The sequence below is a fragment of the Pseudomonas sp. JZ114 genome (assembly GCF_051027705.1).
Taxonomy (GTDB): domain Bacteria; phylum Pseudomonadota; class Gammaproteobacteria; order Pseudomonadales; family Pseudomonadaceae; genus Chryseomonas; species Chryseomonas luteola.
On the sequence record NZ_CP069256.1, the window covers coordinates 2571035 to 2593585 of the forward strand.

The 22551-nt window shown below is 51.3% G+C and carries 27 protein-coding genes and 4 tRNA genes; 12 read left to right on the plus strand and 19 right to left on the minus strand.

All coding sequences use genetic code 11. The annotated features are described in order from the left end of the window. Positions 1-10: 10 nt before the first annotated feature. Positions 11-805 carry an enoyl-ACP reductase FabI gene (gene fabI, locus JQR90_RS11975; RefSeq protein WP_074823955.1) on the plus strand — a complete coding sequence of 265 codons (795 nt, stop codon included), beginning with the start codon at positions 11-13 and terminating at the stop codon, positions 803-805. 34 nt (positions 806-839) lie between these two features. On the opposite strand, the gene JQR90_RS11980 is transcribed toward fabI, so the two are convergent. The 5 genes from JQR90_RS11980 to pcsA form a co-directional block, all read right to left on the minus strand. Continuing rightward, entirely contained in the window at positions 840-1670 is an 831-nt protein-coding gene (locus JQR90_RS11980) for a formate/nitrite transporter family protein (protein ID WP_239382856.1), read from the minus strand. 13 nt (positions 1671-1683) lie between these two features. Continuing rightward, entirely contained in the window at positions 1684-1929 is a 246-nt protein-coding gene (locus tag JQR90_RS11985; RefSeq protein WP_010794871.1) for a hypothetical protein, read from the minus strand. Positions 1930-2120: 191 nt separating this feature from the next. Then, positions 2121-2495, minus strand: a complete 375-nt coding sequence (locus JQR90_RS11990) for a response regulator (RefSeq protein WP_010794872.1) — start codon at positions 2493-2495, stop codon at positions 2121-2123. Between the two features lie 92 nt (positions 2496-2587). Next, a complete protein-coding gene (locus tag JQR90_RS11995) occupies positions 2588-2794 on the minus strand; it encodes a hypothetical protein (protein WP_010794873.1) in 207 nt (68 codons plus the stop codon). A 189-nt stretch (positions 2795-2983) separates the two neighbouring features. Further along, on the minus strand, positions 2984-3691 hold the full coding sequence (gene pcsA / locus JQR90_RS12000; RefSeq protein WP_010794874.1) for a phosphatidylcholine synthase: 708 nt from the start codon (positions 3689-3691) through the stop codon (positions 2984-2986). A 371-nt stretch (positions 3692-4062) separates the two neighbouring features. Here pcsA and dusA point away from each other — a divergent pair, with 371 nt between their 5' ends. Both dusA and tal read left to right on the plus strand, forming a co-directional pair. Continuing rightward, on the plus strand, positions 4063-5073 hold the full coding sequence (dusA, locus tag JQR90_RS12005; RefSeq protein WP_010794875.1) for a tRNA dihydrouridine(20/20a) synthase DusA: 1011 nt from the start codon (positions 4063-4065) through the stop codon (positions 5071-5073). Between the two features lie 45 nt (positions 5074-5118). Further along, positions 5119-6042: a transaldolase gene (gene tal, locus JQR90_RS12010; protein ID WP_010794876.1), complete on the plus strand. Its 924-nt coding sequence runs from the start codon at positions 5119-5121 to the stop codon at positions 6040-6042. A gap of 12 nt (positions 6043-6054) precedes the next feature. On the opposite strand, the gene rssC is transcribed toward tal, so the two are convergent. Then, on the minus strand, positions 6055-6537 hold the full coding sequence (gene rssC / locus JQR90_RS12015) for an anti-sigma factor antagonist RssC (RefSeq protein ID WP_010794877.1): 483 nt from the start codon (positions 6535-6537) through the stop codon (positions 6055-6057). Continuing rightward, positions 6534-7718: a two-component system response regulator RssB gene (rssB, locus tag JQR90_RS12020; protein WP_010794878.1), complete on the minus strand. Its 1185-nt coding sequence runs from the start codon at positions 7716-7718 to the stop codon at positions 6534-6536. The genes rssC and rssB overlap by 4 nt, the downstream gene beginning before the upstream one ends. 224 nt (positions 7719-7942) lie before the next feature. Here rssB and JQR90_RS12025 point away from each other — a divergent pair, with 224 nt between their 5' ends. Beyond that, positions 7943-8242 carry a PilZ domain-containing protein gene (locus tag JQR90_RS12025; protein ID WP_010794879.1) on the plus strand — a complete coding sequence of 100 codons (300 nt, stop codon included), beginning with the start codon at positions 7943-7945 and terminating at the stop codon, positions 8240-8242. A gap of 56 nt (positions 8243-8298) precedes the next feature. Here JQR90_RS12025 and JQR90_RS12030 read toward each other — a convergent pair whose 3' ends face one another. Then, positions 8299-8946 (minus strand): MlaA family lipoprotein, encoded by a 648-nt coding sequence (locus JQR90_RS12030; RefSeq protein WP_037030381.1) that lies wholly within the window; start codon positions 8944-8946, stop codon positions 8299-8301. A gap of 215 nt (positions 8947-9161) precedes the next feature. Between JQR90_RS12030 and JQR90_RS12035 the strand changes: the two genes are divergently transcribed. Beyond that, positions 9162-9428: a DUF4404 family protein gene (locus JQR90_RS12035; protein WP_010794881.1), complete on the plus strand. Its 267-nt coding sequence runs from the start codon at positions 9162-9164 to the stop codon at positions 9426-9428. Between the two features lie 2 nt (positions 9429-9430). Here the strand turns inward: JQR90_RS12035 and queF are convergent, their stop codons facing one another. The 3 genes from queF to JQR90_RS12050 all read right to left on the minus strand — a co-directional run bounded on the left by queF (position 9431) and on the right by JQR90_RS12050 (position 12038). Next, the gene (queF, locus tag JQR90_RS12040) at positions 9431-10264 is read right to left on the minus strand and encodes an NADPH-dependent 7-cyano-7-deazaguanine reductase QueF (RefSeq protein WP_010794882.1); all 834 of its coding nucleotides are present in this window, start codon (positions 10262-10264) and stop codon (positions 9431-9433) included. A 65-nt stretch (positions 10265-10329) separates the two neighbouring features. Next, positions 10330-11109: an ABC transporter permease gene (locus tag JQR90_RS12045; RefSeq protein ID WP_010794883.1), complete on the minus strand. Its 780-nt coding sequence runs from the start codon at positions 11107-11109 to the stop codon at positions 10330-10332. Then, entirely contained in the window at positions 11106-12038 is a 933-nt protein-coding gene (locus tag JQR90_RS12050) for an ABC transporter ATP-binding protein (RefSeq protein ID WP_010794884.1), read from the minus strand. The genes JQR90_RS12045 and JQR90_RS12050 overlap by 4 nt, the downstream gene beginning before the upstream one ends. A gap of 163 nt (positions 12039-12201) precedes the next feature. Between JQR90_RS12050 and JQR90_RS12055 the strand changes: the two genes are divergently transcribed. Next, a complete protein-coding gene (locus JQR90_RS12055; protein WP_010794885.1) occupies positions 12202-12612 on the plus strand; it encodes a PA2817 family protein in 411 nt (136 codons plus the stop codon). An 84-nt stretch (positions 12613-12696) separates the two neighbouring features. Here JQR90_RS12055 and JQR90_RS12060 read toward each other — a convergent pair. From JQR90_RS12060 to JQR90_RS12075, 4 genes are all read right to left on the minus strand, one after another. Next, positions 12697-12772 (minus strand) — tRNA-Gly (locus tag JQR90_RS12060). Positions 12773-12775: 3 nt separating this feature from the next. Next, a tRNA-Glu gene (locus JQR90_RS12065) sits at positions 12776-12851 on the minus strand. A 67-nt stretch (positions 12852-12918) separates the two neighbouring features. Continuing rightward, positions 12919-12994: transfer RNA gene (locus JQR90_RS12070), tRNA-Gly, on the minus strand. Between the two features lie 3 nt (positions 12995-12997). Next, positions 12998-13073, minus strand: a tRNA-Glu gene (locus JQR90_RS12075). Positions 13074-13281: 208 nt separating this feature from the next. Here JQR90_RS12075 and JQR90_RS12080 point away from each other — a divergent pair. After that, a complete protein-coding gene (locus JQR90_RS12080) occupies positions 13282-14040 on the plus strand; it encodes a hypothetical protein (protein ID WP_010794886.1) in 759 nt (252 codons plus the stop codon). Between the two features lie 40 nt (positions 14041-14080). On the opposite strand, the gene JQR90_RS12085 is transcribed toward JQR90_RS12080, so the two are convergent. The 4 genes from JQR90_RS12085 to msrB form a co-directional block, all read right to left on the minus strand. After that, a complete protein-coding gene (locus tag JQR90_RS12085) occupies positions 14081-14563 on the minus strand; it encodes a GAF domain-containing protein (protein WP_010794887.1) in 483 nt (160 codons plus the stop codon). Then, complete coding sequence (locus JQR90_RS12090; RefSeq protein ID WP_019365804.1) at positions 14556-15452, minus strand: ATP-binding protein; 897 nt, start codon at positions 15450-15452, stop codon at positions 14556-14558. Before JQR90_RS12090 ends, JQR90_RS12085 begins: the two co-directional genes overlap by 8 nt. A gap of 76 nt (positions 15453-15528) precedes the next feature. Beyond that, positions 15529-16044, minus strand: coding sequence for a glutathione peroxidase (locus JQR90_RS12095; protein ID WP_010794889.1), 516 nt, complete (start codon positions 16042-16044; stop codon positions 15529-15531). Continuing rightward, on the minus strand, positions 16037-16435 hold the full coding sequence (msrB, locus tag JQR90_RS12100) for a peptide-methionine (R)-S-oxide reductase MsrB (RefSeq protein WP_010794890.1): 399 nt from the start codon (positions 16433-16435) through the stop codon (positions 16037-16039). The genes JQR90_RS12095 and msrB overlap by 8 nt, the downstream gene beginning before the upstream one ends. 196 nt (positions 16436-16631) lie before the next feature. Here msrB and JQR90_RS12105 point away from each other — a divergent pair, with 196 nt between their 5' ends. The 5 genes from JQR90_RS12105 (at position 16632) to JQR90_RS12125 (ending at position 22517) form a co-directional block, all read left to right on the plus strand. Beyond that, positions 16632-17843: a pyridoxal phosphate-dependent aminotransferase gene (locus JQR90_RS12105; protein ID WP_010794891.1), complete on the plus strand. Its 1212-nt coding sequence runs from the start codon at positions 16632-16634 to the stop codon at positions 17841-17843. Positions 17844-17847: 4 nt separating this feature from the next. After that, on the plus strand, positions 17848-18288 hold the full coding sequence (locus tag JQR90_RS12110) for a hypothetical protein (protein WP_010794892.1): 441 nt from the start codon (positions 17848-17850) through the stop codon (positions 18286-18288). Between the two features lie 93 nt (positions 18289-18381). Next, positions 18382-19257, plus strand: coding sequence for a protease HtpX (gene htpX / locus JQR90_RS12115; protein WP_010794893.1), 876 nt, complete (start codon positions 18382-18384; stop codon positions 19255-19257). 498 nt (positions 19258-19755) lie between these two features. Further along, the gene (locus tag JQR90_RS12120; RefSeq protein ID WP_434140027.1) at positions 19756-21984 is read left to right on the plus strand and encodes an NADP-dependent isocitrate dehydrogenase; all 2229 of its coding nucleotides are present in this window, start codon (positions 19756-19758) and stop codon (positions 21982-21984) included. A 92-nt stretch (positions 21985-22076) separates the two neighbouring features. After that, positions 22077-22517 carry an NUDIX hydrolase gene (locus tag JQR90_RS12125; RefSeq protein ID WP_286787643.1) on the plus strand — a complete coding sequence of 147 codons (441 nt, stop codon included), beginning with the start codon at positions 22077-22079 and terminating at the stop codon, positions 22515-22517. The last annotated feature ends 34 nt before the right edge of the window (positions 22518-22551 follow it).

The following is a 22551-nucleotide window of genomic DNA, read 5'->3' on the forward strand; positions in this document are numbered from 1 at the left end:
AAGAAAACACATGGGATTTCTCGCCGGTAAGCGCGTCCTGATCGTAGGCGTCGCCAGCAAATTATCCATTGCCTCCGGTATCGCTGCTGCGATGCACCGTGAAGGTGCCGAACTGGCCTTTACCTATCAGAACGACAAGCTCAAGTCCCGCGTTGAAGAGTTCGCGGCTGGCTGGGGCTCCAATGCCGATTTGTGCTTCCCTTGCGATGTTGCCAACGACGAAGAAATCGAAGCGGTGTTTACAGAGCTCTCCAAGAAATGGGACGGCCTGGACATCATCGTTCACTCCGTTGGCTTTGCACCCGGCGATCAGCTGGACGGCGACTTTACTGAAGTGACAACCCGTGAAGGCTTCCGTATCGCTCACGACATCAGCGCCTACAGCTTTGTTGCGCTGGCCAAGGCGGGACGCGAAATGATGAAGGGCCGCAACGGCAGCTTGTTGACCCTGTCCTATCTGGGTGCCGAGCGCACCATGCCCAACTACAATGTCATGGGCATGGCCAAGGCCAGCCTTGAGGCAGGTGTCCGCTATCTGGCAGGCAGCCTTGGCCCGGAAGGCACTCGCGTCAATGCCATCTCGGCTGGCCCCATTCGCACCCTGGCAGCATCGGGTATCAAGAGCTTCCGCAAGATGCTTGCGGCTAACGAACGCCAAACCCCTCTGCGTCGCAATGTGACCATCGAAGAGGTCGGCAACGCCGGTGCCTTCCTGTGCTCGGACCTAGCATCAGGCATCAGCGGCGAAATTCTTTATGTCGATGGCGGCTTCAACACTACCGCCATGGGTCAGATAGAAGAGTGATGTAAACATAAAAAAGGCCCCTAAGGGGCCTTTTTTATGGCGTATCGCTCCGTATCTGGGCATGGCTGAGAAGAGTAAAAATAAACGTTCCGCCTACAATATTACCCGCCAAGGTAGGCCCAACGAAGACAAGCCCGAACTCTGTCCATGAAAGCTCGCCGGAAAACACCAGATAAGCCACCTCAGCCGACCCCACGATAATATGGGTGAAATCGCCCAAGGCCATCAGATAGGTGATCGCAATGATTATCCAGATCTTGGCCTGCTCTGCTGACGATATCATCCAGACCATGGTTGCAATCATCCATCCGGAAATGATTCCTTTCGAGAACATCTCCGGCACGCCATTTTCCATTACTTTCCGGCCAATCTCCAAAAAGGCCGCGTCCACTTTGGGTTCGAATAGCGGAAGGTGAAGCACGACATAGGAAATGAGCGATGTACCAATCAAGTTACCTATAAGAACGATGCCCCATAGCCGCAGCAACTGTTTGAACATATGTAATGACGGCTGCGTCATTACAGGAAGTACTGCCGTGATGGTGTTTTCGGTGAAAAGCTGTTGTCGAGCCAAAATGACAGCCAGAAAACCCACCGAGTAACCAAAGCTCGAAATAATCTTGCTTGTCTCTCCCTCAGGAAGGTGAGAATTCAAGAGCCCCATCGCTATCAGCGAAAGGCCCATAGTTAGCCCTGCGCCCAGAGCGGACCAGAAAAGCGCACTGCTACTTCTCTCAAGCTCCTGTTCGCCTTGCTTTCTGATCGTTTCATGGAGAACCGCCGCGCGAGGCGGCTGGTTCTCACTGACATCCTGCTCTTCCTCAGCGGTAAGACCAGGCGTTTTTCCCTTATCGACCGAATCCATAGAGCTTCCTCGCTCAGCGGGTACTTTCTTCCCAGATAAGACTGCCATCCTCAGCGACTTCAACTACCCGGCTAAGCGCTGCGTCAGCAGCTTCTTCAGCCTCGGATGCCAAGTCGAAATGCCGCTCAGTGGCTACTCGATGAAAATGAGGCTGACTTCCTTCCTCTCGGGCCTTAACGCCAATCACGGCTTCAAAGCCGTCTTGCGCAGGTACGGCGGATGAAATCGCTTCGAAATGTTCGAAATGCTTGATTGCCATAGATACAGTCCTCTCCACGTTAACGTTGGCGTCCACAAGCCAACCGGATACTTAGTAGACTGATAAGGCTAGGAAACGATCTGCTCGAGGTATAAAAGAATAACTATCTGTTAGTACAACACAACAGATCGCCATACCATGGCAGGGCATCGACTGTTGTCGGCAGAAAGTTGGATCAACTAAAAGCGGCGTTAAGCCAGGAGCCGCTGGATGTAGTCCTGCAGCTTGTCCAAAGCAAAAGGCTTGGCCAATACTGGAGCTGTGCCAATCAGCGGACTGCCTGTATCCATAATTTCAGCCGGATAGCCACTGATAAACATTACTTTGAGGTCAGGACGTAGCTTAAGTGCCGGCTCGGCAATCATTACGCCCGACACGCCATCAGGCAATCTGTAGTCAGTGATCAGAAGATCAAGGTCAGGCTTTGTAGCCAGAATAAGAAAGGCTTCGGTCGATGAAGGCGCCTGAAGCACCTTGTAACCAAGCTCAGTAAGGTAATCAACGAGTATTAACAAGACCTGAGGTTCATCCTCTACGATTAATACTACTTTATCTGTAGAACTCATGAACCGTCTCACTCGATTAAACACGCAGCTTTGACCACGAAACAGGCTCAAGTTCCCCGTATTGGAAACTTGAGCTTTTAAATCTATATACCTTACTTATCGCTTTTATCGCCCTGCTCTTCTTTTGGTGAAGGCGTGACGTCACCCCCCACGTCAGCGCCGGCGCCTTTACCTGTGGATGATCCGTCAGGCGTCCCCATGCCGGCAGAGTTAGGGCTTGTCTTATCGTCAGCCAATGCCATGCCAGTTACAGACATCAGTCCCGTCAACGCCAATACAGCTAGTGCTTTGGTTTTCATAGCGGCCCCCGTCTTAGATTAGTGGTCTTCTTTTCACTTCGAAGCATTGCCTCGTCAAAGATAGACCTGATCACTCGACAGGTGTTCAAGACCAATGATCTCTATCGACCGACACTTTCATTACCAAAACTCATGGGCAATAAAAAGCCCCGCGTGAGCGAGGCTTTTGGGCAAAGACGATTTTAGCGTTTAAGCGCGCAGGTGACCAAACCACTCAATGGCCGAACGCCAAATGCAGATTCCAATGAAGTATCCAGACATGGCAAACCAGATTGCCAACAAAGTTGGACTATGGTCAGGATGATTAAGAATCAGCAACATACTGCACAGCAGCCAGACGAACGTTACTGCAATATTGATAGGCATGAACTTGCGCACTCGGAAAGGGTGCAAGAATTTCATGCGCGTCAAAGTCAGCATCGCCAGCACAATAACGCCCAATAGCGTCAGCCACGGTGCTGGCGACAGGATATACAAATAAAGCGCCACCACATTCCAGGCTGCTGGAAAGCCTACAAAGTAGTTATCGCTGCTCTTCATGTTCACGTTACAGAAACAGAACAAGGAAGACACTAGAATCACTGAAACGGTAAAGAGCGCGGTGTAGCTTGGTAAAGGTATGTACTTGTAAATGAACAACGCCGGAATGAAGACATACGTAAGGTAGTCAATCGCCAGATCAAGTACTGAACCGTCGAAATGGGGCAGAACAGATTTGGTATTGAGCTTGCGCGCCAGGGTTCCGTCCAGACCATCTACAATCAGGGCAGCACCGAGCCACAGCAGGCATTCTTTGGGCTGATTATCAAACAGGGCAAGTGTTGCAAGCAACGCCAGGACAACACCCGTGGCGGTGACGCCATGGGCGCCCCAGGCTTTGAGCTTGTCTGAGGGCATGGTCAATATCACAGCGAATCTCTTCGTGGCATGAAATAAGGCTTATACAGTCGGCGCAAAGAAAAACAAACCGGCCATATGGTTAATAAATCAGATCTAGAATACAGGAGTTTGGAAAGGATACCGATACGAACATTCATGATGCTACCGACAAGACAAAGCGTACCCCTATAGAGTTCGCTGGAATATGAGGTATTTCGTCTTTTTGGCGCCTTCCAAATTAAAAAGCACGCGTAGCCAAGGATACGATACCGATCTTCGATTAGACGGGGGCTTTCCTGATAAGCTAGCGCTCAAGCTCGCCGAAGTTACTGACCTCTATTTCCGATGTCGTATTGGAATAGGCTGTAACGTAGTAACTGGAACACCCCATGACCGCCTCGAACACTCACCCAGCCTTGAACAAGCCTTCTACACTGTCACGCCGCTTCTCCGTTGCGCCAATGATGGACTGGACGGACAAACATTGCCGCTTTTTCATGCGCCTGCTTTCGAAGCGAACACTGCTTTACACCGAGATGGTAACAACAGGCGCCTTGCTTCGAGGCGATCCGGCACGCTTTTTAGCGTACGACCAAAGTGAGCATCCTATCGCGCTGCAGCTAGGCGGCAGTACTCCGCATGAGCTGGCAGCCTGTGCCCGCCTAGCCGAAGCAGCAGGTTACGATGAGGTCAACCTGAACGTTGGCTGCCCAAGCGATAGGGTACAGAATAACATGATTGGCGCCTGCCTGATGGCTCACCCTCAACTGGTGGCTGATTGCGTAATGGCAATGCGCGACGCGGTAAGTATTCCCGTTACGGTAAAACACCGTATTGGGATCAATGGCCGAGACAGCTATGATCAGCTGCAGGAGTTCATTACCACCGTCAACGAAGCGGGCTGCAATAGTTTTACCGTACACGCACGCATTGCCATTCTGGAAGGATTGTCTCCCAAGCAGAATCGTGAAGTCCCGCCGCTGCGTTATGACGTAGCCGCACAACTGATGAATGATTTTCCAGATCTTGAATTCATTCTGAATGGCGGCATTAAGACCTTGGAAGAAGCACAGACTCACCTGAAGACTTTCAATGGCGTCATGCTTGGCCGTGAGGCTTATCACAACCCGTATCTTCTGGCGTCTGTGGATCAATTAGTGTTCGGTGATGACCGTGCCATTACGACTCGGCACCAGGTGTTACAGTCGCTTCGTCCGTATATAGACAAGCATCTGGCGTCAGGCGGCGCCATGCATCACATAACCCGGCACATTCTGGGCCTTTCGCAGGGAATTAAGGGAGGGCGCCGCTTCAGGCAGCTACTCTCAGTAGATGTGCATAAAAGCTCAGAACCGCTACGTATATTTGACCAAGCCACTGAACTCTTGGAAGGTCATTGAATCTGGTCAAACACTCTAATCACTACGTGAGGATCGATAGCAAGCATGAACAAGCTAGAGCAACTCAAGCAATACACTACAGTAGTAGCCGATACAGGTGATCTGGACGCTATCACACGTCTGAAGCCTGTCGATGCTACGACCAACCCTTCCCTTCTGCTGAAAGCGGCAGCATTGCCCCGCTACGCTCAACTGCTAGGCGACGCTCTCAACGATACGGGTGACGACATCGGCCTGGCTTGCGACAAGTTTGCGGTTGCTGTTGGCAAGGAAATTCTTAATGTCATTCCGGGCCGCATTTCGACTGAAGTCGATGCCAGGCTTTCGTTTGATACAAATGCAACCCTGAGCCGTGCAGAGCGCTTGATTGACCTGTACGAGAAAGCCGGAATCAGCAAAGACCGAGTACTCATCAAAATTGCCTCCACATGGGAAGGCATTCGCGCTGCTGAAAAGCTCGAAAAAGATGGTATTCAAACTAATCTGACTTTGCTCTTTTCCTTTGCCCAGGCGGCAGCTTGCGCTGATGCTGGCGTTTTCCTGATCTCTCCATTCGTTGGTCGTATCTACGACTGGTACAAGAAAGCCGAAGGCCGTGACTTTACTGGAAAGGAAGACCCAGGCGTACAGTCAGTTTCCCGTATTTATCAGTACTACAAAGCCAACAAGTTCGAAACCGTGGTGATGGGTGCAAGCTTCCGTAACCTCAACCAAATCGAACAACTGGCAGGATGTGATCGCTTGACGATCAGCCCAGAGCTACTGCAGAGCCTGTCTGAAGATGAAGGCACGCTTGAGCGTAACCTGGTAGCAGGCGGCACAGCCGAGCCGTTGCATTCCCTTAACGAAAGTGCTTTCCGCTGGTCTTTGAATGAAGACGCCATGGCCACCGAGAAACTGGCGGAAGGCATCCGCCAATTCGCTCGTGATCAGGAAAAACTGGAAGGCCTGATTAGCGCCAAGAAGTAATGCCAGACCTGGTCAATGCTTTTCTAAAGCATTGACCAGGTCCTTGAATGCTTCACGATTGGATTCATTCAAACTCATCAGTATACGATGAGCCTCTAGCACCTTATCCCTGACGACTTCCTCAGACTCATCCTGCGGGGGGAGGTCATGCAGACAGTCCGAACATGGCACGGGCTGATTCACGATATTGAATACCTGATCAAAACCCATCGAATCCAACAGTCGTGTGATATCTGGATTGGTGGTGACCAATGCTGGCAAGAGGCCAATCTTTTGACGTGAAAGAATAGAGAGCTTTGCCAATAAGCCTAGCGTTGTACTATCGATACTTTTAGTGTCGATCAGATCGATTACGATTGATGAAAAATTCAACGCAGAAAAGATCTGTTCAATAGTGGCATCCAGCGCCGAGCATAATGTCAAGCGCACCTCGCCGATGAATTTGAGCACAAAGGTGCCATTCATTTCAGCGAACTGGATTTTACCGGTACTCATGCAAGGTTCCTGCTTAACACCAGCATGGCGATATCATCCGGCATCTCGCCCAAGTTGGCCAGTCCAAGCTGTTTCGAAATCCCACCTAGCGTCCCATTGGCCAGGCGGACCTGTTCAGGTAAAGAAGCCTCTTTCGCTTTCAAGTTCTCTCCAGGCAATAAATCAAAAATCCCATCGGAAAACAGCGCAAGGCTGAAACTGGCGGGTAACTCCAAAGTATGGTCTGAATAGCTGGCCTCTTCAAAAAGGCCAACCGGAAACCCCTTCCCCTGCAAAAAGCGTGTCTCTTCTGCAGTGTGCAACACAGGAAGCGGCAAGTGCCCACCAATACTGTAAGTAAGTACACCACTGTCTTCATCGATCACGCCACCCAACATGGTAACGTGTTTGCCCAGCTTACAGTTCAGCAAGCCACGATTGATATGCCCCAGCACATCGGAAGGCCTGAACTCAGGCAGAGTGCCATTACGACGAGATTCATACAACAGCCGCGTCGTCATAAACTTGAGCAACACCGTTACAAACGCTGACGACGCTCCATGTCCGGAAACATCTGCCAGATAAAAAGCGATACGGTGCTCATCAACGCGAAAATAATCGACAAAATCACCAGAGAGATACAAAGATGGAATGATCTGGTGAGCGAAATTCAAACCATTGGTTTCCCAGGGTGTTACCGGCAGCATATTCATTTGCACTTGCCGGCCGGCATTCTGGTCCTCCTGTAAAAGACTCAGGCTCGCCTGAAGCTCTCGATTGGCATTTTCCAGTTTGATGCGATAACGATCATTTTCAAGGCGAAGCCTTGCACGGTCGAGCGCCCGAATAACCGAATGTTCTAGAACAGCCAGATCCTCAAGAGGCTTGATGAGATAGTCGGCCGCGCCCAATCTCAGCGCCTCGACAACATCACTCATTACCCCTGCGCCCGAGAGGACTATGACAGGCGTATCGAGCGACATTTCCGAAATGCGCCGTAACAAGGAAAGCCCATCCAGCTGAGGCATTCTAAGGTCGCAGATAATGAGATCCGGCTGCTCACGCTCGAAGACCTGCAAACCCTGCATACCGTTCGAAGCCTGTAAGACCGTAAAGCCGCTATCTTCGAGATAGTCCGCCAGACTCAGGCGTACAACCTCATCATCATCGATAATCAAAAGTGTGGCGCTGGGATTAGGCATAAACTATCCAGGCATGCGTATCCCTATGAGGTGGTCTTTTGGATCAGGCCAGGGTGCACGCAATAGGTACTATTTTTAATACGGCGCAGACACTACTCCCATCAGCCGAGCCGTTCAAGCGCCCCTTCTATCCAAACGGCTGAGGCTAGCTTTACAAGGCCTTGAGGCTAAGGCTATATGGTTTCGTTTACTTGCGAAGTACCTTTATTGAGAGACTTGTTCCAATGAGCTTAAGCGATCGTTCGTACAGCGAAAAGCGCGACTTTATTAGAATGCAGATTGATTCCAAGGCTATTCTTCGGACAAATGGCGAAGAAATAGACGCAATTTGCCGTGATTTGTCGAGCACAGGGCTTCAGATCGAAGCTAAGAGTCACGTCAAGGAAGGAGACAAAGTGATCGTAGTGATCCCCTCTGAACACCCGGAGTTACAAGGGCTAGAAGCCGAAGCCGAAGTGATTCGCGTCACATCTTTGGAACAAGGCAATCAACTGCTAGGACTCAGCATCCTTTCCATGAATTAGATCACAGATCAGCATCACGTCAAGCAGAGACCTACTGCCTGACGTGATGAGTCCTCTTAAAAGTCGTCTACCACGTTACCGTCTTTAATCTTGTATTCGCGACTTTGTAAGTAAGCGTTACGGATAAAGATGTACTTGTCGCCTGTAATCATTTTCTCGGCATCAAGCAGGTTAGCGCGTGTATCTACTACACTCAGCGCAAATGCCGAATTCCTCGCCGCTACATCACCCATATAGGGGTATGGCGAGGCATAGGAATCAGGAATTCGGCCTAGTCCATCACGTACTGTGCTGGGACCCAGGAAAGGCAAGACGACATACGGGCCACTACCAACGCCCCAATGACCTAATGTCTGACCGAAGTCTTCGTCATTTCTCGTCAGTCCCGCATGAGTCGCCACATCAAATATCCCCAATACACCCAGCGTGGTGTTCATGAGCAAACGTGCGGTATCTACACCGGCGGCATACGGTTTTGCCTGCAAAACGTCATTAGCTAAATTGCCAACATCACCAATGTTACGAAAAACATTACTGACTCCCGTTTGCACGACGTCAGGTGTGATCTTGTTATAACCCTGCGCGATAGGCTTCAGCGCATAGGTATCAAGCGTGTCATTAAAACGGAAAATACCTCGGTTGACCCCTTCCCATGGATCATCTTCCGAGGCAGCCAACACAGCGGTACTCGCGACAGTCAACATTGCGCCAAAGGCAATGCCGCCAATACGGGTACTCCATGCTCCTTTGTTAAACGGCATCATATTCTCCTGATGAGTTTGTCCAGTTTTACTGGCAGAGTGGCAAAATTATAACCGCGATGTCTTTGCAATTGGTTACGGATGAAACAACTTGCCTTATTGACCTTTGATCACTCAATTAGGTCTACAGGTGGGTACGCTTCAAAAGGAGAAAACGTATGCCCGCCTCTCGCCTGCAACAGGAGCTGATCGAACTACAGCACCAGCTCAAGACAAGCCCTCCTGAAAGCGAGGAAGATCGCGCCTCGCTAGAACTGTTAATCAGGGATATAGAACTGCAGCTTGCTCACGAAGACTCGACCAAGCCGGATTCCAATCTCGTCGATGGCGTAAATCTGGCAGTCGAGCGGTTTGAAGTCAGCCACCCCAGAGTAGCGAACACCCTCCGCTCGATCATGCAGAGCCTTGCGAGCATGGGTATCTGACATCACTGACGGGCCAAGCGCCCTGCTACCGGCAAATGTGCGGCATGAGTGCTTCGATAAGGATTGATATCAAGCCCTCCCCGCCGCACATACCGCGCATAAACAGTAAGCGATTCCGGCTCCAGCACGCTACGCAGATCAAGAAACATGCGCTCGACGCACTGCTCATGAAAATCTGCATGGCGTCTGAAGGAGATGATGTAAGCGAGCAATGACGCCCGATCAAGCACTGCTCTGCCCTCATACTCAATCACGACGCTTCCCCAGTCCGGCTGCCCCGTAACCGGGCAATTGGAGCGAAGCAGATGACTATAAAGCGACTCCTTCACAAGCTGACCAGGTAAGGCTTTTAATAAATCTGGTCTAGGCACATCGTAGTGCTGTACCTCAATATCCAGCTCATCAATACAGCTTCCGGGGGGCGTAACAAACCCTTCCCTGGCTACTAAATCTACTGGCTTTACCAAAACCCCAACGTGGTCTCCTGCTGCCTGAGACAAATCCCTTGTCAAAACCTCAGTGAGCGCCTCAGGACCTTCGAATGTTGTCTGATTGAGTGAGTTCAGATACAGCTTGAATGATTTGGATTCGATGATATTTGGCGAGTTGGCCGGTATGGAGAACTCGGCAATAGCAGCGACAGGCTTACCTTTTGAGTTCAGCCAGGACAACTCATAACACGTCCATATATCCATACCGCAGTAAGGTAACGTTTCTCTTGTAAGCCCCAATTCGGTCCATTTAGGGCTACGCGGTATGGGATACAGCAACGAAGGCGTATAGATATCCACGTACTCGCTCGTTTTACCGAGCGGAGAATGATCGACAGTTTGCATAGAATTTCTCAAGAATCCGAGGCGCGCTATGTCAGATGTACTCTCGCCATAGCGTCCTCAATATATCAATGACGCATGCCGCGCCCGCTCGTCAGCAGACGAATACAGCATATATAGAGAACAACGGCAGCGATCAGCATAAGACCAATCGCGACACCAATTTGGATGTCTGAAACGCCCAATATCCCATAGCGGAATGCATTGACCATATGCAGGATGGGATTAGCCATCGACATGCCCTGCCAGAACGGCGGTAGCAGATCGATCGAATAGAACACCCCACCAAGATAAGTCAATGGCGTCAGGATGAACGTGGGCACTATAGAGATATCGTCAAAGTTACGGGCATAGACCGCGTTTATGAAACCACCCAAGGAAAAAATGGCAGCAGTCAGGATGATCACAAGCAACGTGATTCCTAAATGATGCACCTGCACATGGGTAAAAAATAAAGAAAGAACCGTAACGATAGCCGCTACTGCCAGCCCTCTCAGGATACCGCCACACGCATAACCAATAAGAATGACATGAGGTGATACAGGCGAGACCAGCAACTCTTCAACAGAGCGTTGAAATTTACTACTGAAAAAGCTTGATACGACATTGCTATAGGAATTAGTAATAACGGACATCATGATCAAGCCCGGCACAATGTATTCCATATAGGAGAACCCGCCCATGCCTCCTATTCGGCTACCGATCAGATTGCCAAAGATAACGAAGTAAAGGGCCATAGTGATCGCAGGAGGCAACAAGGTCTGCGGCCAAATACGCGTAAAGCGTCGCACCTCCCGATGGACAATCGTTTGCAAGGCAACAAGGTTGGCTTTTATTTCAGTCTTCATCTCGCCACCTTTGCCAAGTTCTTTTCTACCAACGACACGAACAACTCCTCAAGCCTGTTAGCCTTGTTGCGCATACTGATGACGTCTATGCCTTGAGCATTCAACTGAGTGAACAGGCCATTGATTCCAACACTCTTATCGACTTGCACTTCAAGCGAGTGACTGGTGATAAGCCTGACCGGATAATCTTGAAGAGCGGGCGCAACTGATAGCGCCTGCTTTACATCAAGAACGAATGTCTCGACATGTAGCTTTTGAAGCAGCTCACGCATGCTGGTGTTTTCCACAATGGTGCCATGGTCAATAATGGCAATGTTGCGGCACAGCTGTTCTGCTTCTTCCAGATAGTGCGTCGTCAGAATGATGCTGACACCCTGCTGATTGAGAGTGGTCAAAAAGCTCCACATCGAACGGCGCAACTCAATATCCACACCAGCAGTAGGCTCGTCCAGTATGAGCAACCTTGGCTTGTGAATGAGCGCCCTGGCGATCATCAAACGCCGTTTCATCCCCCCAGACAACATACGGGACGGGGTATCTCGTTTGTCCCAGAGCCCTAGCTGAGTCAGGTATTCCTCGGCACGCTCCTTGGCCTGCCTGGCAGGTATTCCGTAATAGCCTGCCTGCGTAACCAGAATGTCGAATGCCTTTTCAAACTGATTGAAGTTGAACTCTTGGGGCACAACCCCAAGACAGCGCTTGAGCCCTGCCGGATTACGATCCAAATCGTGTCCGAAGACCGAAACCTGACCACTGCTTTTATTCACCAGCGTGGACAGAATGCCTATCGTGGTAGATTTTCCTGCACCATTAGGTCCGAGAAGCGCAAAAAAATCGCCTTCGTTGACATCAAGGTCCAACCCCTTGAGCGCCTGGAAACCATTTCCGTAGGTTTTAGTGAGTTGCCGTATGGACAGAGCTTCGTTCATCTCGCTCACAAATTTCAGAAAATTAGAGGGGCTAAATGAGGGTGCAATACCCGATTTACAACCTTTGACGAATGTAAGCCCACATCATTCCAAATCGGGTGAGAAAAGACAGTCTGGCCATCCGCCTTTATACTGCTCCACTGTATATGAATGGGACATACACATGGCCACTGACTATTTGGAACACAACATGGCGCTTTTGGCGCACCTGCGGACCATATTGGCCGCATTGGGTGAGTCAGAGCAGATTCCTGAGGATAACCACGGGCTATTCTTGGACCGCTTCGACGAGCTTTTGACTGAGCTGCCCAAACATCCGGAAGAAAACCATTATCTAGGGCAGGACCTGATCAGCCAGATTTTCCATCGCTATCCCCAGGTTGCCCATCTGGTACCCAGGGACCTGCTGTGGTTTTTTGGGGGTGATTGTCTTCACTTCATGCCTGACGAAGAAATCGCCCGCTACCAGGCACTGGATGAGCGCCGCTTCGAAGCAGAGGCTGCTGGAGAGCCCTTTGACTGGAATCAAGAGAAGCAATTGATGCTGCTTCCAGACAACGGACAAACTCATTAGATAAAGCGATGAGGGTCACAAAGGCCCTCATCAAAAACAAGATGCACAAACAAAAACACCGCCAAGAAGGCGGTGTTTTTAATTTGGAGCGGGAAACGAGACTCGAACTCGCGACCCCGACCTTGGCAAGGTCGTGCTCTACCAACTGAGCTATTCCCGCATATGGCGTCCCCTAGGGGACTCGAACCCCTGTTACCGCCGTGAAAGGGCGGTGTCCTAGGCCACTAGACGAAGGGGACAAACCCTTGAAACATGCAAAGCATATTTCTATTAACACAAGCACCGCGCATGCCATGCTTTAAAACTTGGAGCGGGAAACGAGACTCGAACTCGCGACCCCGACCTTGGCAAGGTCGTGCTCTACCAACTGAGCTATTCCCGCATATGGCGTCCCCTAGGGGACTCGAACCCCTGTTACCGCCGTGAAAGGGCGGTGTCCTAGGCCACTAGACGAAGGGGACGCAGCCTTGGAGCTTTAACAGTTCCTACCTCTTTCGCTTCGCTTTCAGCTTTGCGTCTGAAGTGGCGCGCATTCTAGAGTGACTCCCGAGACCCGTCAACACCTATTTAAATTTTTTTAAATCAATGACTTTGCCATTAAAGAAGATGGCCGCGCTGCCAATATAGTAGTACTTGTTTTATTGACTCGCAGGCCAGCAGGAGGCCTTGATGTCTGTATCTATAATTGCCATTTTGGTTGTGACGGGAGCTGTGCTGTTGATTTTCATCAGCTTTCTCAACCAGAAGCTTGAAGCGCATCAGCTTGAAAAGACACGCTTGAAAGCGGAGCTGGTTAACCGCATCCGACGCTATGAGCAGCTGTCCGACACGTTACCGGGGCAATGGATGACCCCTGCCCTCAAGCTTTTACTATCAAGGCTTGAACTGACACTTCTTCAGCGCATGCCTAATAAGGAGAAGACTCCCGTATTGGCTGCACGCATGAATCATCTGGAAGCTGAGCTGGCCAAGGGTGATCAAATCGAGATCACAAACGCAGCCCAGGTTATCGCGAATGAAGCCAAGGCAAAGCAGGTTCGTGCGCAGCTTGAAAATTTACACGCACAAATCACCTACGCCATCCAGAATGGACTGATTGAGGCTAAAGAGGCTGGTTATTGGGACGAGGAAATAAGAGCGCTAATGACGCTACTTCACTTCGAATTCTTTGATCACCTGGGCCGTCAGTTTATTGATCAGGGACAACTGGCTCCTGCCAGACAGGCATTCGAGAAAGCCGCTCAATATATCCGCAAACAGCCTCACTCAGACAAGTTTAATGAACATCTTCAGTACCTTGATGAACAAGTCAGCGTCATCAAGGGAGAAATTGGTGCAGGGCAGCCGGTCCGCGAACCTACGCAACTATTAAAGGGGCTAGAGGAGATGGAGAAGGAAGATGCCCCTATGAAGTCACTCTACGACTAATAGCAATAAAAGCGCAGCCCCAAGGGCTGCGCTTTTATTATCAGCAATCACTTGCGGCTAGCAGTATTGCGGCCAATCGCTCGATACCTTTCTGATCATCCAGGCTGAACCTACCTAGCTTGGGGCTATCAAGATCCAGCACACCAATCAGACGTTCATTCTTTATCAATGGGATAACAAGTTCACTGTTTGACGCACTGTCACAAGCAATGTGCCCCGCGAATACATGTACATCCTCAACGCGCTGCGTCTCGCGCGTTTGCGCCGCTGTACCACAGACACCACGCCCAAAGGGTATGCGAACACAGGCAACCTTGCCCTGGAACGGACCAAGCACAAGCTCATTGTCTTTGCACAGATAAAAGCCCGCCCAGTTTAGGTCAGGCAACTCATGGAAAAGAAAGGCAGAACACTGCGAGGCGTTGGCGATGAAATCGTTTTCGCCAGAAAGAAGCGCTTCTAACTGTGCCGCTAGTAGCTCATAGCCACCCAAATCGTTTCCCACTTCACTCAAATCACGCATTTGCGACATCCAAAAGCTGTTTACCAACCCAATGACGGGCAAATTGATAGGCACAGCGGCCATTTCGATTACCTCGGCCGAGCGCCCAGCGAATAGCTTCCTTTTCAGTTTCCTCACTCCACTGCCACACAAGCTGCGCGCGGGTAGCCAATACCTCGACCCAGTGCTTGGTTACCTGAAGAAACTGATCCTGGGTAAAAGGATAAAAGGAAAGCCATAACCCAAATCGATCCGAGAGCGCGATCTTGTCTTCTACCGCCTCACTAGGGTGTAGCTCGCCATCCGCACTTCGCTCCCAGTCAGCGTTATCGCTTTGTCGCTCAGACACCAAATGCCGGCGATTTGAAGTTGCATAAAGCAGAACGTTATCAGGCGCCTGCTCAAGCGAGCCATCCAGTACGCTTTTCAGCACTCGATAGTCATCGTTGCTGGCATCAAACGACAAATCATCACAAAACAACACAAACCGCTGAGGCTGTTTACTGATTTGCGCAACCACACGTGGCAGATCTGTCAGATGATCACGCTCAATCTCTATTAGCCGCAATCCGCGCTGTGCATACTCAGCGAGCAATGCTCTGACCAGGGATGACTTGCCTGTACCGCGAGCGCCCCATAACAGAGCATGATTGGCGGGCATGCCGTCTACAAACTGCTGCGTATTCTGCCCAAGCAGGACCTGCTGTCTATCAACGCCCTGTAAATCAGATAATCGCAGATCCAGATTGACTTCAATAGGCTGCAGATAGCCTCCCTGCCCTTCACGACGCCAGCGAGCCGCAACGGTTTGAGACCAATCAATCGGCTCGCGCAGTGCTGGCAATAAAGGCTCCAAACGGGCCAGCACGCCTTCCGCACGTGCCAGAAATGTATCGAGTCTAGATTCCACGTACTTATCCTTACACAAAAACGGCGACTCACCTTTATATATAGCGAGAGCCGCAAGATTCAGCATGACATTCGAGTCACAGCGAGAGAAACCGCTCTACCTGTCCCTTTAGCGACGCAGGCTTCACTAGCGGCGCGAAGCGTTTGATCTTTTCACCATCACCACTAACCAGAAACTTTGTGAAGTTCCACTTTATACGCTGCGTACCTAGCACCCCCGGTGCCTTCGCCTTTAGTACCTCGAATAAAGGATGGGCATCGGCACCGTTGACCTCTATCTTTTGAGATACGTTAAAGGAGACACCAAAGCGGGCCTTGCAAAACTGTTCGATCTCACCATTGTCAGCAGGCTCCTGATGACCGAACTGATCACATGGAAAGGCCACAATTACTAGCCCTTGAGCCTTGTAAGCCTGCCACAACGTCTCAAGCCCCTCGTATTGAGGCGTGAATCCACAGCGACTGGCAGTGTTGACCAACAGATAGGCTTGCGCAGAAAGATCAGCCAGGCAGCACACTTTCCCATTCATCAATGTAAACGGAATCTGCAAAAGGCTTTTGCCTTCCGCAGCTTGAGCGTCTGTTTTATTCATCACGCGGGACAAGATCCAGCGCAACGGAGTTTATGCAGTAACGCAAACCCGTCGGTCGTGGACCATCCGGGAACACATGCCCCAGGTGCGCATCGCAACGCGAACAAAGCACCTCTATACGATGCATCCCATGACTAAAATCCTCTTCCTCTCGCAAAGCATCATTCGAGATAGGCTGATAAAAGCTGGGCCAGCCACAGCCTGAACTGTATTTGGTCTCCGAGTCGAAAAGCGCTTGCCCACAACAGACACACTGGTACACCCCAGGCGTCTTGGTATCACAGTACTTACCTGTATACGGCGCTTCCGTCGCCTTTAGTCTGCACACCCGAAACTGGTCATTATCCAGCTGGTCACGCCAAACATCTTCGGATTTGATGACTTTATCCATAGGATGAACACCTCCGCCATGGAAAAGGCCCCATCTGTCTCTTTTGAAAACGCAGGGGCAGTCGTATGATCTGCTTCCAGTCTGTCACTCGTTGAGGGCGCTGCCAAGCCGATAGGCACGCCTACCTACAGTCAGACATCGACCATGCACCTTTCGCAGGTCGCTCTTCGCTATTACCAACCGGGATCCGTTACACATGCAGGTCAGTAAATCGAACAAGCTAGCCAACGTCTGCTATGACATTCGTGGGCCAGTGTTAAAGCATGCCAAGCGTCTGGAGGAGGAAGGCCACCGCATCCTCAAACTCAACATTGGCAACCCCGCACCGTTCGGTTTCGAAGCACCTGAAGAAATCCTTCAGGATGTGATCCGCAACCTGCCTACCGCACAAGGTTACAGCGATTCCAAGGGCCTGTTCAGCGCGCGCAAGGCAGTCATGCAGTACTACCAGCAAAAGCAGGTAGAGGGCGTTGGCATTGAAGACATCTATTTGGGTAACGGTGTATCCGAGCTGATCGTCATGGCCATGCAGGCCCTGCTCAACAACGGTGATGAGGTTCTAATCCCGGCGCCAGATTATCCCCTCTGGACTGCAGCTGTCAGCCTGGCGGGCGGCAAACCTGTCCACTACCTATGCGATGAGCAGTCGGACTGGTTTCCGGACCTTTCAGACATGGCCAGCAAAATCACCTCCAATACCAAGGCCCTGGTGCTGATCAACCCGAACAATCCTACGGGTGCCGTGTACTCCAAAGAGGTGCTGGAAGATATCGTGGAGCTGGCGCGCCAGCATAACCTTGTCATTTTTTCGGACGAGATCTATGACAAGATCCTGTACGACGAAGCAGTGCATATTTCAACGGCTTCGCTTGCGCCCGATGTCCTGTGCCTGACGTTTAACGGCCTGTCGAAATCCTACCGCGTGGCAGGCTTCCGTTCGGGCTGGGTTGCCATTTCCGGTCCTAAACATAAAGCTCAGAGCTATATCGAAGGGCTTGATATCCTTGCCAACATGCGCCTATGTGCAAACGTGCCCAGCCAGCATGCCATTCAGACCGCCCTGGGCGGTTACCAGAGCATCAATGACCTGGTACTGCCCAACGGGCGCTTATTGGAACAGCGCAACCGTGCCTGGGCGCTATTGAACGACATCCCTGGCGTAAGCTGCGTAAAGCCTATGGGGGCGCTATATGCCTTCCCCAGGATCGATCCAAAGGTTTGCCCAATCCACAATGATGAAAAGTTTGTTCTGGATCTTCTGCTTTCGGAAAAACTGCTTATCGTTCAAGGCACCGCCTTCAACTGGCCTTGGCCTGACCACTTCCGTGTAGTGACCCTGCCACGCGTGGATGACCTTGAACAGGCTATTGGCCGAATTGGCAATTTCCTCAAACATTACCGGCAGTAGTCCCATGGACCTCCATATCGAAGACTTCTACAAGGATGCAGCGAAAGGCCTGCTGGCGCTTTATCAAAGCTTTCCACGCAAGGCGACGCTCTATGTCGAAGATCTGATTGGACGAGAGGAGCCCGACCAGTTCGGGCTTCCCAGTGTTAGACATCAGAGCTGCTTCAGCGCGCTGCTCTGGCTGGCTGAAGAGGACTATCTGCGCTACACCACTAACCTTGGTTATGATGCACTTGACCAAGCCATCCTGACCGAAAAAGCGTTTCTACGTCTTTCAGCGAGTCACGCCCATTTACTCAAGGAAGCAGAAGCGCTTCCGCCTAGCGTGAGACGCCAACGTTCTACCCTAGCCCAGCATCTACGGGACGCTCTGGCAGAAAGCGATAGCGAACGAGTGGTGCTGTTGACGCGTCTTTTACTCAGGCCTGCCAACAAAACGACATAGTTTGAAATAGTCGATTGATTGAAACCCTAACAACCGGACCTTATATACGCCGCTAGGAAATAGTCTTCCGGTTGTTAGGAGAAGCTTTACACCATGATGCGAATTCTGCTGTTCCTTGGCACCAACTTGGCCGTACTGCTGATCGCCAGCATTACGCTTAAAGTGCTGGGAGTAGATCGTTTTACAGGCCAGAACTACGGAAGTCTTCTGATTTTCTGTGCCGTCTTCGGTTTTGCCGGCTCGCTATTCTCGCTATTCATTTCCAAGTGGATGGCCAAGATGAGCACCGGAACCGAAATCATCAGTCAGCCCCGAACTCGTCACGAGCAATGGCTACTGCAAACTGTTGAGGATCTGTCTCGCGAGGCGGGCATCCGGATGCCTGAGGTCGGCATCTTTCCTGCCTATGAAGCGAATGCCTTTGCAACGGGCTGGAACAAGAATGATGCACTGGTTGCGGTAAGCCAGGGTTTGCTTGAGCGCTTCTCACCTGAAGAAGTGCGCGCCGTTCTGGCGCACGAGATTGGTCACGTAGCCAACGGCGACATGGTGACACTGAGCCTGATCCAAGGCGTCGTGAACACCTTCGTCATGTTCTTTGCTCGCATATTCGGCAATTTCATCGACAAGGCCGTCTTCAAGACAGAGGAAGGTCATGGGCCCGCCTATTACATTACCAGTATCGTCGCTGAACTGGTTCTGGGCATCCTGGCGACTATCATCGTCATGTGGTTCTCGCGATTTCGCGAATTCCGTGCCGACGAAGCAGGTGCACGCCTAGCAGGTACAAATGCAATGGTTTCTGCATTACAGCGCTTGCGTGCGGAACAGAACATTCAAGGACAAATGCCAGACACTCTGACCGCTTTTGGAATCAAGAGCAGCAAGGGCCATGGCTTTGCCGGTCTGTTCATGAGCCACCCTCCTCTGGAGGAGCGTATAGAGGCGCTACTGCGCCAACAGCGCTAAATCAAATAAAAAAGCCCCGACTTGCTCGGGGCTTTTTATTACGCAGCAGTTAAAAGACTTTATTCGTTTAAAAACTAATTTATTAAAACCAATGGATTAGCCAAGTCCCAAGCAGGAACTACGCTATTTCAAAGAGCCAATTGTTCAGAAAATAAACATTTGAAAGATAATCACTTCACTTATAAAGATTTGTGTAGTTATTCAAACAAACCTGGCAATGCGAAAGACCTCCCTAGCTGATATACTCCGTGACGATTTTTGGGCCCTAGAAGCCCGAGATCAATCCGGGACGGGTCCGGTGGGCCTGCCTCAGTGTGTGCAGGCTTGAAACCCGGCGCGTCGTTAACGGCAAACCTTTCTGGCCTGCTCAAGTGCCCGGAATTGTTCTCAAATCTCGCGTTTTCATCTGCGTCTACCGGTGCCTTGTCGGTGAACTAGCTGGTTCGGTGCCATTCAAATAGGCGCAATCGCTATGATACAGAGAGGTTAACGTAACAAATGTCTACAACGTCGAAGATCATCTATACGCTTACAGACGAAGCACCTGCCCTTGCCACCTATTCCCTGCTTCCTATCGTCAAAGCGTTTACCGAATCATCAGGCATTGCTGTTGAAACCCGCGACATCTCTCTAGCTGGCCGCATCATCGCTACTTTTCCTGAATATCTAAGCGAAGACCAAAAGATTTCTGACCACTTGGCTGAACTGGGCCAACTGGCTACTACTCCCGAAGCCAACATCATCAAGCTGCCTAACATCAGCGCCTCGGTTCCTCAGCTGAAAGCAGCTATCAAGGAACTTCAGGATCAAGGCTACACACTACCGAACTACCCGGACGAGCCAAAAGACGACACGGAAAAAGACGTCAAATCTCGCTACGACAAGATCAAAGGCAGCGCTGTTAACCCGGTTCTCCGCGAGGGTAACTCTGACCGCCGCGCACCTCTTTCCGTCAAGAACTACGCCAAAAAGCATCCCCATAAAATGGGTGCCTGGAGCGCAGACTCCAAGACCAAGGTCGCGCACATGAATGAGGGCGACTTCTACGGCAGCGAAAAGTCTGCGCTGATCGAAGCATCAGGCACGGTCAAGATCGAGCTGACCACTAACGATGGCAGCACGCAGGTACTGAAGGAAAAAACATCCGTAACAGCTGGCGAGCTGATCGATGCATCAGTCATGAGCAAGAAGGCTCTGGCCAGCTTTATCGAAGCCGCCATTGCTGACGCAAAGAACAGCGACGTTCTGTTGTCCCTGCACCTCAAGGCAACCATGATGAAGGTCTCTGACCCCATCATGTTTGGTCACGTAGTTTCGGTGTTTTATGCTGATGCGCTCAAAAAGCATGCTGACACACTGAGTCAGCTGGGTGTTGACTTAAACAATGGTATTGGTGATCTGTACGCCAAGATCAAAACCTTGCCGGAAGACAAGCAGGCAGAAATCGAAGCGGATATCAAAGCCGTTTACGAGCAGCGCCCCCAGTTGGCCATGGTGAACTCTGACAAGGGTATTACCAACCTGCACGTTCCAAGCGATGTGATTGTCGATGCCTCCATGCCCGCCATGATTCGTGAATCAGGCAAGATGTGGGGCGCCGATGGCAAGCTGTACGATACCCTGGCCATGATCCCTGATCGCTGCTATGCCGGTGTCTATCAAGCGGTTATCGAAGACTGCAAGCAAAACGGCGCTTTCGATCCGGCTACCATGGGTAGCGTACCTAACGTAGGTCTGATGGCTCAGAAGGCCGAGGAATACGGCTCCCACGACAAGACGTTCAAGATCCCCGCTGACGGCGTGGTTCGTGTTACTGACACCAACGGCAATGTTCTTCTTGAGCATACTGTCGAGGCAGGTGATATCTGGCGCATGTGCCAGACCAAGGATGCTCCGGTCCGCGACTGGGTAAAACTGGCAGTTAACCGCGCACGTGCCAGCAACACCCCGGCAGTGTTCTGGCTGGATCCTGCACGCGCCCATGATGCCCAATTGATCAAAAAGGTACAGACCTACCTGAAAGATCACGACACCGCTGGCCTGGACATCCAGATCCTCTCTCCGGTTAAGGCAACTCGCCTGTCCCTTGAGCGCATCCGTGCAGGCAAGGACACGATTTCCGTTACCGGTAACGTGTTGCGTGACTACCTGACCGACCTGTTCCCCATCATGGAGCTTGGTACCAGTGCCAAGATGCTGTCCATCGTTCCGCTCATGAACGGTGGCGGTCTGTTCGAGACTGGCGCGGGCGGCTCTGCACCCAAGCACGTTCAGCAGTTCGTACAGGAAAACCATCTCCGTTGGGACTCTCTAGGTGAGTTCCTGGCGCTCTCCGAATCGCTGGATCACTACGGCCATGCGACCAATAATGCCAAGGCCCGCCTGTTCGCTAAGACACTGGACCAGGCCAACGGTAAGTTCCTGGACAGCAACAAGTCACCTTCACGCAAGGTAGGCGAACTGGACAACCGTGGCAGCCACTTCTACCTAGCCCTTTACTGGGCTCAGGCACTGGCTGAGCAAACCGAGGATGGCGAACTGCAGGCGAAGTTTTCCAAGCTGGCCAAGCAGCTTGCCGACAATGAAGCCAAGATCGTTGCCGAATTGAACGAAGTACAGGGCAAGCCTGTGGATATTGGGGGTTATTACCACCCGAGCGCAGAACTTGCCAGCAAGGCAATGCGCCCAAGCGCGACCCTCAACGAAGCCCTGGCCACGCTGTCCTAATATGACACGCTAGTGCTTACAGAACCCCGGCCCAGTGCCGGGGTTCTGCTTTCAGCCTTTACCTCTATGCTTCACTGAAAACAGGGCCTCTTATGAAATGGGAACCCCATATCACCGTCGCAACCGTTATTGAAGATCAGGGACGTTTTTTGTTTACTGAAGAACTGATTGATGGCCAGCCACGTCTCAACCAGCCGGCCGGGCACCTTGAGGCCAATGAAAGCCTGCTCGACGCCGCCCGTAGAGAAACCCTCGAAGAAACCGGTTGGGAGGTTGAGCTTACAGGTGTCACAGGCATTTATTTGTATACCGCTCCCAGCAACGGCGTGACCTACCAGCGCGTCTGCTTTTCAGCACGCCCGCTTCGCCACCTACCCGAGCACCCACTCGACGAGGGCATTATCGGTCCTAAGTGGATGACACGAGAGGAGCTGATTGCAAATGAGGCCTCCTGGCGCAGTGAGTTGGTCCTGCGCTGCGTTGATGATTATCTCAGCACTGGCTCCTTCCCCTTGGAAGTGATCCGTCTCTAAGTCGCCGCGCCCTGCCCTACCCTGTTAAACTGTG

What these genes read in the sequence shown, in the direction of transcription:
- fabI (WP_074823955.1), top strand. Translation starts at nt 11, where the DNA reads ATGGGATTTCTCGCCGGTAAGCGCGTCCTGATCGTAGGCGTCGCCAGC.
- JQR90_RS12055 (WP_010794885.1), top strand. Translation starts at nt 12,202, where the DNA reads ATGGCCACTGACTATTTGGAACACAACATGGCGCTTTTGGCGCACCTG.
- JQR90_RS12125 (WP_286787643.1), top strand. Translation starts at nt 22,077, where the DNA reads ATGAAATGGGAACCCCATATCACCGTCGCAACCGTTATTGAAGATCAG.
- JQR90_RS12105 (WP_010794891.1), top strand. Translation starts at nt 16,632, where the DNA reads ATGCAGGTCAGTAAATCGAACAAGCTAGCCAACGTCTGCTATGACATT.
- JQR90_RS11995 (WP_010794873.1), bottom strand. Translation starts at nt 2,794, where the DNA reads ATGAAAACCAAAGCACTAGCTGTATTGGCGTTGACGGGACTGATGTCT.
- JQR90_RS12035 (WP_010794881.1), top strand. Translation starts at nt 9,162, where the DNA reads ATGCCCGCCTCTCGCCTGCAACAGGAGCTGATCGAACTACAGCACCAG.
- JQR90_RS11980 (WP_239382856.1), bottom strand. Translation starts at nt 1,670, where the DNA reads ATGGATTCGGTCGATAAGGGAAAAACGCCTGGTCTTACCGCTGAGGAA.
- JQR90_RS12120 (WP_434140027.1), top strand. Translation starts at nt 19,756, where the DNA reads ATGTCTACAACGTCGAAGATCATCTATACGCTTACAGACGAAGCACCT.
- rssB (WP_010794878.1), bottom strand. Translation starts at nt 7,718, where the DNA reads ATGCCTAATCCCAGCGCCACACTTTTGATTATCGATGATGATGAGGTT.
- JQR90_RS12050 (WP_010794884.1), bottom strand. Translation starts at nt 12,038, where the DNA reads ATGAACGAAGCTCTGTCCATACGGCAACTCACTAAAACCTACGGAAAT.
- pcsA (WP_010794874.1), bottom strand. Translation starts at nt 3,691, where the DNA reads ATGCCCTCAGACAAGCTCAAAGCCTGGGGCGCCCATGGCGTCACCGCC.
- JQR90_RS12095 (WP_010794889.1), bottom strand. Translation starts at nt 16,044, where the DNA reads ATGAATAAAACAGACGCTCAAGCTGCGGAAGGCAAAAGCCTTTTGCAG.
- JQR90_RS12110 (WP_010794892.1), top strand. Translation starts at nt 17,848, where the DNA reads ATGGACCTCCATATCGAAGACTTCTACAAGGATGCAGCGAAAGGCCTG.
- JQR90_RS12030 (WP_037030381.1), bottom strand. Translation starts at nt 8,946, where the DNA reads ATGTTGACTGTCGCGAGTACCGCTGTGTTGGCTGCCTCGGAAGATGAT.
- msrB (WP_010794890.1), bottom strand. Translation starts at nt 16,435, where the DNA reads ATGGATAAAGTCATCAAATCCGAAGATGTTTGGCGTGACCAGCTGGAT.
- tal (WP_010794876.1), top strand. Translation starts at nt 5,119, where the DNA reads ATGAACAAGCTAGAGCAACTCAAGCAATACACTACAGTAGTAGCCGAT.
- JQR90_RS12080 (WP_010794886.1), top strand. Translation starts at nt 13,282, where the DNA reads ATGTCTGTATCTATAATTGCCATTTTGGTTGTGACGGGAGCTGTGCTG.
- JQR90_RS11990 (WP_010794872.1), bottom strand. Translation starts at nt 2,495, where the DNA reads ATGAGTTCTACAGATAAAGTAGTATTAATCGTAGAGGATGAACCTCAG.
- rssC (WP_010794877.1), bottom strand. Translation starts at nt 6,537, where the DNA reads ATGAGTACCGGTAAAATCCAGTTCGCTGAAATGAATGGCACCTTTGTG.
- JQR90_RS12045 (WP_010794883.1), bottom strand. Translation starts at nt 11,109, where the DNA reads ATGAAGACTGAAATAAAAGCCAACCTTGTTGCCTTGCAAACGATTGTC.
- JQR90_RS12025 (WP_010794879.1), top strand. Translation starts at nt 7,943, where the DNA reads ATGAGCTTAAGCGATCGTTCGTACAGCGAAAAGCGCGACTTTATTAGA.
- htpX (WP_010794893.1), top strand. Translation starts at nt 18,382, where the DNA reads ATGATGCGAATTCTGCTGTTCCTTGGCACCAACTTGGCCGTACTGCTG.
- queF (WP_010794882.1), bottom strand. Translation starts at nt 10,264, where the DNA reads ATGCAAACTGTCGATCATTCTCCGCTCGGTAAAACGAGCGAGTACGTG.
- JQR90_RS11985 (WP_010794871.1), bottom strand. Translation starts at nt 1,929, where the DNA reads ATGGCAATCAAGCATTTCGAACATTTCGAAGCGATTTCATCCGCCGTA.
- JQR90_RS12085 (WP_010794887.1), bottom strand. Translation starts at nt 14,563, where the DNA reads ATGCGTGATTTGAGTGAAGTGGGAAACGATTTGGGTGGCTATGAGCTA.
- dusA (WP_010794875.1), top strand. Translation starts at nt 4,063, where the DNA reads ATGACCGCCTCGAACACTCACCCAGCCTTGAACAAGCCTTCTACACTG.